Here is a 14,562-nt window from a genome sequence, read left to right as displayed (position 1 = left end):
AATTACAAAATAAGTGGCGCATCCAAGATATATCGTTAAAATTAATAAGAATGTTACCCATATCCGGGTTTTTTATAGCAGATTGGAAGGGCGGGTGGCGTTTAGAAAATGGAGGTATCAAAAAAAAAATCTGCATCCAGTGAAGTGCCAAACCCCATTTTTTACTGGCTTTGGTACGCACTTTTTTACATATATACAGGCCTACGATTAAGATTACCTGTATGGAATGCCTGATTAGCTTTGGTAAGTGGTTTGCCTGTGGTAAATGGTTAGCCCCGCTAATGCACGCATGCCGCGTGTGCAACATAAAGCCAGCCATGCAATTGAAATATTAGGTCGTAGCCATTAGTTACAACCTTTTTTAATTAATAGAGTAGTGCTTTTGTATGTTGTTGAATCATAATTTTATGTTGCAGGCTTTATAAATAAAGATTAGTTTTTGCAACGCTATAGCGTAATGAATTATTGCGAAGACAAAGGATTGATAGATTTAGATAAACTGTAAAGATGAAATGAAAATGCACACGTGGCACGCGTGCGCCAGCGAAGGGAATTTAAAGATGAGCCTTGGTATGAAACATTAGTTACTACAGTAACTTGGATAGAGTTGCTTTCAGGAGGTGGAAGTGTTTTAGCTGATAAAATGTTGAAAATTTCATGTAAAAATCTAGTAAATGAATTTAATAGTTTGCCACAATGGCCTGATGAGTTTATATTAGCTCTGAGGGGAGCTGAAGCTCGAAGTATTCTTACTAAAATTTCAGGAGTAAGTGTTGAACTTTTGTCGGCGGCCAATAAAAGGATTCGAAATATTTTAGACGAATTATGGAAAAGAGAAAATAAATTAGCTTTTAGTAAATCTACACTTAATGGTTCAATCCTTCATACCGATGTTGATATCTCTGAGATTATTAGGATTGGATATTTGGCGAAATTACCTCGCTGGCGCACGCGTGCCGCGTGTGAAATATAAAGCCAGCCATTTATTATTAGGTCGTAGCCTTTAATTACGACCTTTTTAGTTAAAAGACCAATGCTTTTTTCATGTTGTTTGAGTCATAATTTTATTGTTGTAAGCTTTGAATAAAGTTTGGTTTTAACAATACGATAGCGCAATAAATTACAGCGGAGACAAATGAGTGATAGATTTAGATGAATATTGCAAAGATGATATAAAGTGCACACGCGGCACGCGTGCGCTAGCAAGGGTATAATATCTAATTTATATTCTGGTAAAGCAAGTGATGGACATGTAATCTATTTTCAATATTATGATGGGAATATAAGATCAGGAACATTAAAATCAATTTATCCAGCTAACTTCTAAAATAAAAAAATGAATACACAAGTTTTGAACGAATACGGATTTAATTTCATTAAAAAGACCGATGGAACAAAGCTAATATCAAATACATCCACAAGTTATATAGCAAGTTATATATCAGAATATAGTGCGCCTGAACTTATTCAAGAGTATATCGATGATGTTGATCTGTGTCTATCTGGCCAATTTGACTTAGTAGAGGATACAACTAAAAGTACAGATTTTATTTATGCTAAATTGTATCCTGATGGGTTATACTTTGATGATGATGAGATGTTACCACTCTATGATCTGAGAGAATTATTAAGCTCTTGGAAAGAATTTTTAGAAGGAAATTGATTTTTCCTCACTAGCTCAAGTCTTAGCGGGCAAGACATTGCGCTGTATGACTTATGCTTTTAAATAATGCTTTATTATCTGTTATAATCCATTTATCTTTAATCATGAGCATAAAATATAAGTTTCATGATTCAACAGTAATATACTTTGTTTCTTTTGCAGTTGTGGGCTGGATTGATGTTTTTACATGTACGGTTTACAAAGACCTATCATTGGAAAGTTTAACTTATAGTAGATTAAATAATTAAATTTTTATGAGTATAATTATAAAATATAAAAATCTATCTGGCGAGCAGATAACGAGCCAGCAGGCGCAGAATATTAAAGATTATTATTTTAAGGAAGAGTATGATGGAAATTTAGATCTAAGAAAAAGGATAAGTTATGATCAGGGAGAAATCTTCCATGTGATCCATTATTTGAAAAATGATGAAGATTTTAACAATGCTATTATTTACTCATCAAATCAATATGGTGGGGGAGGCTTTTATTTTAATAAACAAATAATAAATGGTTATACATCTTGGGATATTGAATCATATGAAAATATGACAAAGGTTGACAAAGCGAAAAAAATTTGTGATGCTACAGGAAGAACCATTGCATACCAGAAAATAGATATCCATACAAACGAGATCATCAACACCAAAAAATATTTTTATTTGGATGGGCTTGGTTCTTTTTTCTCAGAAGCTCCCCCAATTCCAGATAATGGTAGATTCGATTTTAGTTATGATGACCCAGATTTGGAGCCAGGAGAAATATTTGTGGTCATTAATTTAATGTTATATATGGATGTTGGTGGCGGAGGTTTCAACATAGGAGCTGAAGAGAATATTTTTTTTGAAAGCCCAGAATTAGCTTCAGTATTTACTTGGGAAGATCATCCTTATTATCATAGCGCATCACCATTAATACCGAATATTACAATTGTTTAAACCATGCCAAACCTATTAGATAAAATAATCATCATTGATGTAGAAGCCACCTGCTGGGAAGGAGCACCCCCTGCCGGTATGGAAAGCGATATCATCGAAATTGGTATCTGTTTACTGGATATACAAACTGGAGAAATAACAGACAATAGGGGGATTTTGGTCAACCCGGAACGGTCTATCATCAGTCCTTTCTGTACTGAACTCACCACCATTACCCCAGAAATGGTCGCTCAGGATGGAATATCATTTAAAGAGGCCTGTTCCATATTAAGAAAAGAATATGTTTCTCAAAAAAGAGTGTGGGCAAGTTTTGGTGCTTACGATTTAAAACAATTCCAACGTCAATGTGCTGCTACGGGCGTTGGTTTTCCTTTTGGTCCATCGCATATTAATGTTAAAACTTTATTTGCCTTAAAAAATAAATTGGGTCATGAGGAAGGAATGGCAGGTGCACTTAAAATGTTAGATATCCCATTAAAAGGTACCCACCACCGTGGAGTGGATGATGCATATAATATTGCAAAAATCCTCCATCGAATTTTGAATAATTAATTTTTCATTTTCATTAGGTTCAACTTCGGCCACTACTAGCGCAAGTCTTAGTGCCTAGGTTAACGGGGCTGGATGACTTGTGCTTTCATTATTGATCTTAAATATACTGCCAAAGCGCAGGTAAGAACAATACTTAAATCAATGGATATTAGGAGAATTAAGAGATTCTTGTGCAATCTTCAATTGTCTCTACTTTATCAATCCGAAAATAATCAACAATACGTTTAAGCCAACCTCTAAACTATCAACTATAACCTCTAAACTATTAATTGCAACGTCTGAACTATCGACCGCAACGATTGAACTGTCGACTGCAACGTCTGAACTATCGACCGCAACGTCTGAACTGCCGAACGCAACGTCTGAACTGTCGATCGCAACGTCTGAACTGTCGACCGCAACGTCTGAACTATGGACCGCAACGTCTGAACTGTCGATTGTAACGTCTGAACTATCGACTGCAACGTCTGAACTATCGACCGCAACGTCTGAATTACCGACCGCAACGTCTGAACTATCAATTGCAACGTCTGAACTACCGGCCGCAACGTCTGAAATAACTACTGGAATTTCTGAACTATCGACTGCAATATGCAACCAACTTCATTTAGGCGTTATCTAAGCAAAAACATTTTGTAGATTGATTTATTCTATTTATCTTGCTTATGCAAATCGATAATCAACAAAGTTCTAATATAACAGAGACGGTATAAGCAAATCATTTTTTTAACAATATTACTTAGGGGAGCGTTTTAGAAACGCATTTTCAATTGATCTCTGTATGGAGTTGATTGTCGGTTTGCAGCCCCTAAGTATACTTTTTTAACAATGTTATGCAAACCGACAATTGTAAAAACCCAAACACACAGTTCCCAAATCAGGTAGCAGCTGTAACAGAATTCCGGAAACTGATGGAAGCGTATTTCGATATGATTAGTTTATCGGATGTGAATCAGTTCCTTACTGAAATGCTTAGCGCAGCTATCGGGCCCGATCCGCGCTCTGGCAAACACAAACCCATTACCATTGCCAATGCCCTTTATGATGTAAACAATATCATCAGCCTGCTTACCAAAACAAAACTTTTGGCCAATGAAGAAACCTTTCGGCGTTATGCCATAAACCTGGATTATAACCTACGGGCTGTTGGCCAATTTGATGTAGCGCATCTTTCAGAACTATTATATGTTGGATTAAATGCCTACATTTTTCAGGAAGATGATTTTGAAGGCGCAACCTTAAAATTTTCTGCCGAAATTACTGCCGCATATAAAATGATTTATGATTGGCTGTCAGACTGCGATGTCTGGTATAATGCTATTGAGTGTGATGAATGTAATGAAACTATCGGTTTAGCAGCTACGGCATAAACGTTCAAATTTTAATTGGCCATTTAACTTATACAGCTATGAGGGAAAACGAGGTTGTATCAGAAATGATTTTGGAGATTTTTGGCAGAATAATATTTTGAAAGGTCGTCATTCCTCGCTGGCGCACGCGTGCCGCGTGTGAAATATAAAGCCAGCCATTTAATATTAGGTCGTAGCTTTTAGTTACGACCTTTTTTAGTTAAAAGACCAATGCTTTTTTCATGTTGTTTGAGTCATAATTTTATTGTTGTAAGCTTTGGAATAAAGTTTGGTTTTAACAACACGATAGCGCAATAAATTACAGCGGAGACAAATGAGTGATAGATTTAGATGAATATTGCAAAGATGATATAAAGTGCACACGCGGCACGCGTGCGCTAGCAAGGGATATAACAGAAACATTCGATACGGTCTGGATCAGGAGAAAGTGATTCAGCATACTTGTGTTGATTGTTTTTATATTTTAGATTTGATAACTTTTATAAGACCTCTTTAATAATTATGCTGCGAATAGAATATAATGATCCTGATTTAGATTTGGATGACAGACCTACCAACTGGGGGGGAGGGGTCTATTTATATAAAGGTCGTCCTTTCACAGGCGTTGAAATTTATTATTATCCAGATACGAATCAATTATCAGCGGAGTATGAATATAAAGATGGGATTTTTGATGGTCGGCAAGCCACTTATTGGCCAAATGGAAATTTAAAAGAAGAATATTTTCAGAAATACGATTACCATGTTGGCTCTTTTAAAAGATGGAATGAGCAAGGGGTTTTAATAAGCCATCAAGAAAACGACCAGTTTGGAAATTGGGTAAGAACAATTCTTTAGAATGGTTCTTACCCTTGATGTGCATTACAAAGATGATGCTTCAGCTAAATCAGTTGGGATTTTATTTAATTGGAATGATGTTCAGCCAAAAGAGATTTTGATAGAATATGTTAGAGAAACAGAAGAATATATTCCTGGTGAGTTTTACAGAAGAGAACTTCCATGTTTATTAAAAATTATCGAGAAGGTAAATATAAATGATCTGGAAGCTATTGTGATTGATGGATACGTATACATTGATAATGATAAAAGATTTGGTTTAGGCGGACATCTATGGCAAGCGTTAAATAAACAGATTCCGATAATAGGAGTAGCGAAGAGCTTTTATTATGGTAATACCGAAACAGTTAAACAAATATATCGGGGTAAAAGTAAAAAATCTTTATACATTTCATCAATTGGGCTTGAATTAGATATAGCATCACACTTTATTATACACATGCCAGGCGAATTTAGGATACCTGATTTATTAAAACAACTAGATACTATAACAAAGGAAAAATAATTCCTTATCCAAGTAACCAACAGCTCCTCGCTGGCGCACGCGTGCCGCGTGTGAAATATAAAGCCAGCCATTTAATATTAGGTTGTAGCCTTTAGTTACAACCTTTTTTATTTAAAAGACCAATGCTTTTTTCATGTTGTTTGAGTCATAATTTTATTGTTGTAAGCTTTGGAATAAAGTTTGGTTTTAACAACACGATAGCGCAATAAATTACAGCGGAGACAAATGAGTGATAGATTTAGATGGATATTGCAAAGATGATATAAAGTGCCCTCGCTGGCGCACGCGTGCCGCGTGTGAAATATAAAGCCAGCCATTTAATATTAGGTTGTAGCCTTTAGTTACAACCTTTTTTAGTTAAAAGACCAATGCTTTTTTCATGTTGTTTGAGTCATAATTTTATTGTCGTAAGCTTTGGAATAAAGTTTGGTTTTAACAACACGATAGCGCAATAAATTACAGCGGAGACAAATGAGTGATAGATTTAGATGGATATTGCAAAGATGATATAAAGTGCACACGCGGCACGCGTGCGCTAGCAAGGGGAATTATCTGGTACCATAAATTATAGTGCTAGTAAAGAACTAATAGAATTGGAGGAGTTGATATACAGAAAAAAGATCCAAAAATTATTTGAAAAATCAAATCGACTAATATATCATTCAAAATCAGAGTTATTCAGATTAATAAATTGATAAAATTAAGTTACTGATAAATATGCCGACAACATTTATTGAATATAAAGATGATAAAGGTTTTAATATTGCAGAAGACTTTATGCAACTTACGATATACTATATTCACGAAGAGTTAAAGAAGCCACAGTATATTTTTGTTAATAAAAATATTTTTGAAATGGGCCATGAGGGAATTATAGATGGTGTGGCAAGTAGTTATCTTACTTTACCTTGGAATAAAATTTTAATAAACTCTTCAGAAGAACAAACAATGATTCAAATTTTGCAGGAGGTAAAAGCATCAATACAAAATAAAGGTGTTTATATTTCCGTTGCAGAGTTACAATCTATTCCAACAAAAGATAAAGATTTAAAAAGGCTATTTAGTAGAAAGCCATTTCCAACATCGGAATTAATAAGGATTATTGATGCACTTATAAAAATGTTGCAAGGAACTTGGGAGTATACAAATTATAACATGGATATTAATTATCAGTATTAGCATAAACTTATAACGTTTTTCCCCCCGCTGGCGCACGCGTGTCGCGTGTGCAAAATAAAGCCAGCCATGTAAAATATTAGGTCGTAGCCTTTAGTTACAACCTTTTTAGTTAAAAGACCAATGCTTTTTTCATGTTGTTTGAGTCATAATTTTATTGTTGTAAGCTTTGAAATAAAGTTTGGTTTTAACAACACGATAGCGAAATAAATTACAGCGGAGACAAATGAGTGATAGATTTAGATGAATATGGCAAAGATGATATAAAGTGCACATGCGGCACGCGTGGCACTATGCGCCGTGAGTTAATTAATGTCTAGTAATGCATCAGCACTATCTCCGGAAATTTTAATTATTTTTAGCGCACTGAAAAGAGCAGTTTATTTAAAATTGCTACTAATTTTTTAATTATAACCAGTATAAACCAATGATGAAACGAACCTGTTTAATGCTAGTGCTCTTCTTATCTGTTTTAAATGCATTTGCACAATCTTTTGAAAAAACTAATCTGGGGATAAAAGCCATAGCCAACGGTAATCAGGTAGCAATACAGTTTTACACACCATCCATTGTACGGGTAATTAAAATACCTGCAGGCAAATCATTTGTTAAACAAAGTCTTTCGGTAACCTTATCACCTGGAAAAACCATTTTCCAGGCACAGCAAACCGGCAAGGTTGTATGGTTAAAATCAGAAAAAATAAATGCCAGGTTAGATCTGACCACCGGCAATGTTGAATTTTCTTCAGCCTCCGGGAAAGCATTATTGAAAGAAAAAAATAAAGGTACCAGGTTTACATCGTTCAATGATACAGGTGCAGATAGTTATCATGTTTATCAGGCTTTTGCCTTAGAGAAGGAAGAACCTATTTACGGACTTGGCCAACATCAGCGTGGAGAGCTTAATCAAAGAAATCAGCAATATCATCTTGAGCAGGGCAATGTAGAAGATGCTGTCCCTTTCTTCCAATCTGTAAAAGGTTATGGCCTGTTTTGGGATAATTATTCTCCAACCGAATTTCAGGATGATGCAGATGAAACCTCTTTTAAATCGCAGGTAGGTGATGGTGTAGATTATTATTTTATGTATGGGGGCAATGCCGATGGCGTTATCGCCAACATGCGCACGCTTACAGGTAAGGTGCCCATGTTCCCTTTATGGACATACGGCTTCTGGCAAAGTAAGGAGCGTTATAAAAGCCAGCAGGAATTATTGAATGTGGTAAAAACATACCGCGAACTGAATGTACCCCTTGATGGCATTATTCAGGATTGGCAATATTGGGGGAATAACTACCTGTGGAATGCCATGGATTTCCTGAATGTAGATTTTCCTGACGGGAAAAAAATGGCTGATGATGTACATGCCCAACATGCGCACCTGATTATTTCCATCTGGTCTTCTTTTGGTCCGCAAACCAAGCCATACCAGGAATTGGATAAAAAAGGGATGCTCTACAACATTACAACCTGGCCGGAATCGGGTTCAGAGAAATGGCCTCCTAATCTGGATTATCCCTCTGGTGTAAGGGTGTATGATGCCTACAATCCTGAAGCCCGCGATATTTACTGGAAATATGCCAGTAATGGCTTGTTAGCTAAAGGGATTGATGGCTGGTGGATGGATTCTACTGAACCTGACCACCTGCAGATTAAACCAGCTGATTATGATACCAAAACATATTTAGGGTCATTCCGTAAAGTGCGCAATGCCTATCCGCTAATGGCTGTAGGAGGAGTATATGATCATCAGCGTAAAACCACGTCAGATAAAAGAGTCTTTATTTTAACAAGGTCGGCCTTTGCCGGGCAGCAACGTTACGGTGCCAATACCTGGTCTGGAGATACGGGTTCCAGCTGGGATACTTTCCGCAAGCAGATCCCTGCCGGATTAAATTTTTCGCTTACCGGCATCCCCCACTGGAATTCAGATATCGGTGGTTTTTTCGCTGGTGCATATAACAAATCTTCGAACGGTGGCTCGGGAAGTAAAAACCCATTATACCAGGAACTGTACGTGAGGTGGCTCCAGTTTGGTACGTTTAATCCCATGATGCGTTCGCATGGAACGGATGTGCCCAGAGAAATCTATCAGTTTGGAAAAAAAGGCGAACCCATCTATGATGCCATAGATAAATTTATCAACCTCCGTTACACCCTTTTACCTTATATCTATTCTACCTCATGGGCAGTTACCGCAAAGCAATCCAGCTTTATGCGTGCCCTTTTCATGGATTTTGTAGACGATAAAAAAGTTTGGGACATTAACAATGAATACATGTTTGGGCAATCGATCCTGGTGGCACCCGTTGTTAAAGCGCAATACACACCTGAAACGATTGTGAAGGTGAATGAAAACAGTGGCTGGAATAAAAAAGAGGGCAAAGAGAATGATCAGAAAGCTGCAATTGATTTTACTGCTGAAAAATCATCACCCGTATATCTTCCGGCTGGTACGTTATGGTACGATTTCTGGACCAATGAGCAGTTGAAAGGCGGACAGGAGCTGATCAAAAAAACAACTATTGATATGATTCCCCTTTATATTAAGGCTGGTTCAATTTTACCAATGGGGCCAAAAGTGCAATATGCCACGCAACAAAAATGGGATAATCTTGAAGTAAAAGTATATCCTGGAGCAAATGGCTCTTTTGTACTGTATGAAGATGAGCTGGATAACTACAATTATGAAAAAGGTGCCTATACTGAAATCGAATTTAACTGGAACGATGCCGCCAGAAAACTAACTATTGCCAATCGGAAAGGGAGTTATAAAGGGATGCTTCAAAATAGAAAGTTTACCATTGTATTGCCTTCAGGAGCAAATAAAAACGTGACTTATACAGGTAAAAAACTGGAAGTGAAATTTTAATTCAATAGGTTGATTTATTGACTTTATGCTTGATAGCAGCAGAAATCTGATTTGAGATCTGCTGCTATTTTTATTTGCGGTTTGGTTGGATCACATCACATCAGGCGCGAGATGGAACAACAGCTGAAAGTTATAAATTTGTGCTTATATTTGAGATACAGTCGTTTTGCCAGTCTCCAACTAACCATAATCGATACGAAAATCAGGCTGCGCTAAATCCCTAATATGCTAAAATTAAAATTATGGCACTATTTAATCCTTATTTACATTTCACCGGTAATACCGAAGAAGCATTTAACTTTTATCAATCCGTGCTTGGTGGAGAATTTACGAAGTTGGTTCGTTATAAAGATTTGACACCCACTGCTGAATATGCAATACCTGAAACCTACCTGGATAAAATCATGTACATCGCTTTGCCTCTCGGGAAAAATAATATGCTGATGGGTTCTGATGCGATGCTGGAAATGGAAGGGCGGAAATTTACTTTCGGAGATAATTTTCATATTGCCATTAGTGCTGAAAATAAAGAAGAAGCAGCGTATTTATTTAAAGGACTTTCAGCTGGTGGAAAAATAGAAATGCCTATTGCAGATAGTCCATGGGGTTCTTACTTCGGGATGCTTGTGGATCAGTTTGGCGTTCAATGGACGGTAGAATTTGATCCGAATTTGTAGCGTTAGGGAGGTAAATCATTGGTATGTTATACCTCCAATCAGCCATTAGTAATTAGTTGAGCGTTAGCCATTCTCAAACGTTTCAGTCGTTTTGCCACTTTTACTGGTCTGAATAATTTAAGGGTATAAGTTTGGTGGTAACTTAAACAGCCACATAGCACACCGGCCAAAGCGCCAAAAAGAACATCAATAGGGAAATGTTGTGCGAGGTAAATTCTCGAATAACCTACAGCTACAGCAAATATGATACATGGCCATGATATTTTTTTCTTTTTAAAAACCAGTACCATAATTGTTGATAGTGCAAAAGCCGATGCCGTATGACCTGATGGGAAGGAAGAATGGTTGTGCACATTTAAGCCTTCAACAAAATGTGTGTAAGGAATGTGGAGTTGCTGCATCAGTAATTTTGGCCTGGGTTGATTGTACAATCTTTTAGATAGTTGTACGAACACGCCGGAATAAGCATAGGCCAGTAAAACGGCTATAGCCTTCTTCTTTTTTTTAATGGATAATAGTAATATGGCTACAAAAATGATGAAAAAACCATCGCCTAGATTGGTCATGATTTTAAAAGTAAAATCAAGCCAGTTGGTATGATATTGATTTAGCCATAAAAATCCTTGCATTTTCGGAAACAGGCTAACAAAAATTACTGTTGCGATTAGCAGAATGAAAAGGGTAAGAAAATAACAGGGTAATTTTTGTAGTCGTTTGATCATGTGTCTGGAAATTTCTTGCCGAAATTATCAACCTGAAATAACCTGAACGTTAAGCTTAGGTCATGCTTTCTGTAACAGACCTGTGACTGTTTTTATGTTTTTTGATTAATAAATAATTGTGAACTGGTATTAACCACCACTGCCCAGCAGAGCAGGCCCCCTTCTTTTTTCAAGAAGGGGTAATGATCGTATTTTTATACGGCCTGTACCTCTTGATTTTTTTCTTCCGGAGCGATTTGATTAAAACGCTGATCTTGCAAGCGGTCATATTCCTTTACATAATCCGGATGTTCCGTGCCCATTACCCGGTCCCAGATTCTGAAATACAAGCCGTAATTTCCCTTGAATTTGCTATGGTGCAGGTTATGGTGTACCGAAGTATTCAGGATTTCAAATGCCCAGGTAAAGCGGAACCATTTAGGCATAATTTCATAGCCCAGGTGTCCGTACACATTGATGATGAAGCCCGTTACGGTAAAGAGTAATATCGTTAAGGGATGCATCGGCAGCAGCAGTACAATGGGCACTAAAACAAGTCCTTCGGTGATGGCTTCCAGTATATGAAAACTATAGGATGTCCAGGGCGAGGGATTGGTACTTTTATGGTGAACCAGGTGGGTAAGTTTGAACAATTTTTTATGGTGTAATAACCGGTGCATCCAATAAAAATAGGTATCATGTATAATCAGGCTGAGTACCAGCGCAACACCCATATACCATATCGGGAAATCATGAACGTTTTCATAAATTCGGGCGTATTGACGCAGAGGCGTGAAAACCAATCCAACTGCGATGATTGAAAAGACCAGTGTACTCTGCATGGAATGCCATACTTCACGGATGAAGTCTTTTCTGGTGGCTAGTTTTTGCTGAATCTTGAATTTACCCAGCTTAGCAGGTATCAGCAGATAAAACAGTGTAAAAGGAATTCCGGCAAGTAAAAAATACCGGATAGCCGAAACACTAAAAATACGAATGGTGGCTTCTATTATCTTTTCCATATCTATCTCATTTTTATATACCAAAAGTATAAAGCAGATAGATTTTGCCTCGTTAACAAAAGATAATTTAGCAGCTTAACAAAGGATAATTTATGTTGCTGTTTTTCCTTTTGTATGCATCCTTTTGCGGATTCTGCTCAGGGATACGGGGGTTATACCAAGCATGGAAGCAATGTATTTGTCAGGCACACGGTTTACCAGGTCGAAACGTTCGGACAGGAGTTCGCGATAACGCTCTTCAGGTGATTGCGTGACAAAAGATTCCAGCATTTTTAAAGATTCCGCCAGCATTTTCATCAGGAAAAAGTTACGGAGTGGTTCATACTCCGGGTGGGTCTTCAGGATCTCCTCCAGCACATCATAATCGATCTGCAGCAACTTTACCGGTTCAAGCGCACGGTAAATAAACCGGGAAGGTTGGCGGTTAATAATGGTATCGTGTGAGGCAATAAATTGGCCCTCCCAGCGGAGGAGCAATGTCGCTTCATCTCCATTTTCCTTAATGGTATATGCCCGGATAACGCCTTGTTCAATAAAAGCCAGTCGACGGCTGTTTTCTCCTTCACGGATGTAGGTTTCATTGGTTTCCAGCAATACCGGGGTCGTCATGGCAAATAATGGTGTGGTATCGGCAGGCAGTACGCCCGCTAAATCAAACAATAATTCCTGTAAGGTATCTATTGAAGTTGCCATATTAAAAAGAAAAACTGCCCATGAGCAATTGCTAAATTAGGAATATCCTGGCAAGCCTGCAAAATTATGGTCTGCCATAAATATTAATGCAGTAAGTATATGCTTTTTGGGACGATAATTTTTGCCAAATGGCAAATGTGCTCAGGCTTACTTTGCCTAACTTGCACTTATGAAAGAATTATTCGAATTTATGCTGAGGTTTGGGAACCTCAATCAGCAGCAGATGGATTTCATATCCGGCAAAGCTGTTAAAATGCAGCTTCCTCACCTGGCATACTTTTCAGAAGCCGGAAAAATTGCCCGGCAGGTGGGTTTCGTGGTAGAAGGAATCGTGCGGGTATGCTATTACAGCAATAAAGGCGAAGAAATTACCAAATATTTTATTGAAGAAAATAATCTGGTGGTCGACCTGGAAAGCTTCGATCTGGAAATCTGCTCAAGTGCCTATGTGCAAGCCGTTACCGATTGTACCTTAATTGTATTCTCTAAAAAAGACTGGCAGGAGCTGTTACAAACTATTGTTGGCTTTGAAACCATGGTGCATAAAATCATTTCAAGGGCACTGATGCAAAAAGTAGCGCGAAGAAGTCCGCTGGTAACAGAAGATGCTACTACCCGATACCTGAAATTTCTGGAAATTTACCCTACGGTGGTCAACCGGATTCCACTGTCTTATATTGCTTCCTATTTGGGTGTTACACAATCTTCATTAAGCAGGATCAGAAAAAATATCAGGTAAAATGCTTTTTGCCAAATGGCAAATGATTCACCGATCTGTTGATGCAACTTTACAACATCAATTAAAACCAAAAGAAAATGAAATCAGTACTCATAACAGGAGCCAACAGAAGCATTGGCCTGGAAGTTGCAAAACAGCTGTCTGAAAAAGGATTGTTCGTATATTTAGGAAGCCGTAACCTGGAAAAAGGAGAAGCCGTTGTGGCTGAGCTTTTGAAACAGGGGTTTGAGCATATTATAGCGATTGAAATTGATGTAACGCATCCCGAATCGATATCTGCAGCTAAAGATCGCATCGAAAGGGAGCAAGGGAAACTTGATATCCTGATTAATAATGCCGGTATTCTTGGTGATAGTCCGCAAATGGCTGTTGATACGCCTGTACCTCAGATTCAGGAAGTGTTTGATACCAATTTTTTCGGGGTGATCAGTGTAACACAGGCCTTTCTTGATTTGCTTAAAAGATCTGATCGTCCCAGAATCAGCAACATCACATCCGGACTTGGATCCTTAACACTTCACAGTGATCCATCATGGAAATATTACCAGGTTAAAACGGCTGCGTATGGAACATCAAAAGCTGCGCTAAACGCATATACCATTGTACTGGCCTATGAATTGAAAGATCTTCCTTTTAAAGTGAATGTGATTGATCCGGGTTATACCGCAACTGACTTTAACCAGCACAGTGGCCCGGGTACGGTAGAAAGTGCAGCCTCGTTTATCATTAAACATACCTTAACTGATGACGATGCGCCTTCAGGACAGTTCTATAGTCATGATATCGAAGATGAAACAGGCATTAGTCCGTGGTAATG

The 14,562-nt window shown here is 37.8% G+C and carries 16 protein-coding genes; 12 read left to right on the top strand and 4 right to left on the bottom strand.

What is annotated here, in order from left to right:
* The first annotated feature begins 526 nt into the window (after positions 1-526).
* From OQX64_RS09845 to OQX64_RS09830, 4 genes are all read left to right on the top strand, one after another.
* Complete coding sequence (locus OQX64_RS09845) at positions 527-973, top strand: hypothetical protein (protein WP_265818644.1); 447 nt, start codon at positions 527-529, stop codon at positions 971-973.
* A gap of 363 nt (positions 974-1,336) precedes the next feature.
* Positions 1,337-1,663 (top strand): hypothetical protein, encoded by a 327-nt coding sequence (locus OQX64_RS09840; RefSeq protein ID WP_265818643.1) that lies wholly within the window; start codon positions 1,337-1,339, stop codon positions 1,661-1,663.
* A 254-nt stretch (positions 1,664-1,917) separates the two neighbouring features.
* Positions 1,918-2,601 carry a hypothetical protein gene (locus tag OQX64_RS09835; protein WP_265818642.1) on the top strand — a complete coding sequence of 228 codons (684 nt, stop codon included), beginning with the start codon at positions 1,918-1,920 and terminating at the stop codon, positions 2,599-2,601.
* Positions 2,602-2,604: 3 nt separating this feature from the next.
* Positions 2,605-3,153, top strand: coding sequence for a 3'-5' exonuclease (locus tag OQX64_RS09830; protein ID WP_265818641.1), 549 nt, complete (start codon positions 2,605-2,607; stop codon positions 3,151-3,153).
* Between the two features lie 189 nt (positions 3,154-3,342).
* Here OQX64_RS09830 and OQX64_RS09825 read toward each other — a convergent pair whose 3' ends face one another.
* Positions 3,343-3,750 (bottom strand): hypothetical protein, encoded by a 408-nt coding sequence (locus OQX64_RS09825; protein WP_265818640.1) that lies wholly within the window; start codon positions 3,748-3,750, stop codon positions 3,343-3,345.
* 236 nt (positions 3,751-3,986) lie between these two features.
* Here OQX64_RS09825 and OQX64_RS09820 point away from each other — a divergent pair, with 236 nt between their 5' ends.
* The 6 genes from OQX64_RS09820 (at position 3,987) to OQX64_RS09795 (ending at position 10,590) form a co-directional block, all read left to right on the top strand.
* Positions 3,987-4,523: a hypothetical protein gene (locus OQX64_RS09820; protein WP_265818639.1), complete on the top strand. Its 537-nt coding sequence runs from the start codon at positions 3,987-3,989 to the stop codon at positions 4,521-4,523.
* Positions 4,524-5,024: 501 nt separating this feature from the next.
* Entirely contained in the window at positions 5,025-5,360 is a 336-nt protein-coding gene (locus tag OQX64_RS09815) for a hypothetical protein (RefSeq protein WP_265818638.1), read from the top strand.
* Between the two features lies 1 nt (position 5,361).
* Complete coding sequence (locus OQX64_RS09810) at positions 5,362-5,865, top strand: endonuclease V (protein WP_265818637.1); 504 nt, start codon at positions 5,362-5,364, stop codon at positions 5,863-5,865.
* A gap of 717 nt (positions 5,866-6,582) precedes the next feature.
* Complete coding sequence (locus tag OQX64_RS09805; protein WP_265818636.1) at positions 6,583-7,044, top strand: hypothetical protein; 462 nt, start codon at positions 6,583-6,585, stop codon at positions 7,042-7,044.
* 445 nt (positions 7,045-7,489) lie between these two features.
* Positions 7,490-9,913 carry a TIM-barrel domain-containing protein gene (locus OQX64_RS09800; protein ID WP_265818635.1) on the top strand — a complete coding sequence of 808 codons (2,424 nt, stop codon included), beginning with the start codon at positions 7,490-7,492 and terminating at the stop codon, positions 9,911-9,913.
* A 242-nt stretch (positions 9,914-10,155) separates the two neighbouring features.
* Positions 10,156-10,590: a VOC family protein gene (locus tag OQX64_RS09795; RefSeq protein WP_265818634.1), complete on the top strand. Its 435-nt coding sequence runs from the start codon at positions 10,156-10,158 to the stop codon at positions 10,588-10,590.
* A 38-nt stretch (positions 10,591-10,628) separates the two neighbouring features.
* On the opposite strand, the gene OQX64_RS09790 is transcribed toward OQX64_RS09795, so the two are convergent.
* The 3 genes from OQX64_RS09790 to OQX64_RS09780 form a co-directional block, all read right to left on the bottom strand.
* Complete coding sequence (locus OQX64_RS09790; RefSeq protein WP_265818633.1) at positions 10,629-11,219, bottom strand: phosphatase PAP2 family protein; 591 nt, start codon at positions 11,217-11,219, stop codon at positions 10,629-10,631.
* A gap of 287 nt (positions 11,220-11,506) precedes the next feature.
* Positions 11,507-12,313, bottom strand: coding sequence for a sterol desaturase family protein (locus OQX64_RS09785; RefSeq protein WP_265818632.1), 807 nt, complete (start codon positions 12,311-12,313; stop codon positions 11,507-11,509).
* 90 nt (positions 12,314-12,403) lie between these two features.
* On the bottom strand, positions 12,404-13,006 hold the full coding sequence (locus OQX64_RS09780) for a Crp/Fnr family transcriptional regulator (protein ID WP_088302089.1): 603 nt from the start codon (positions 13,004-13,006) through the stop codon (positions 12,404-12,406).
* Between the two features lie 169 nt (positions 13,007-13,175).
* Here OQX64_RS09780 and OQX64_RS09775 point away from each other — a divergent pair, with 169 nt between their 5' ends.
* Positions 13,176-13,745 (top strand): Crp/Fnr family transcriptional regulator, encoded by a 570-nt coding sequence (locus OQX64_RS09775; protein WP_088302090.1) that lies wholly within the window; start codon positions 13,176-13,178, stop codon positions 13,743-13,745.
* Between the two features lie 77 nt (positions 13,746-13,822).
* The gene (locus OQX64_RS09770) at positions 13,823-14,560 is read left to right on the top strand and encodes an SDR family oxidoreductase (protein WP_265818631.1); all 738 of its coding nucleotides are present in this window, start codon (positions 13,823-13,825) and stop codon (positions 14,558-14,560) included.
* Positions 14,561-14,562 lie beyond the last annotated feature (2 nt).

The organism is Pedobacter sp. GR22-10 (assembly GCF_026239715.1).
Lineage (GTDB): Bacteria > Bacteroidota > Bacteroidia > Sphingobacteriales > Sphingobacteriaceae > Pedobacter.
The sequence above is the reverse complement of the archived record's forward strand: the minus strand, read 5'-3'. Positions and strand labels throughout refer to the sequence as shown.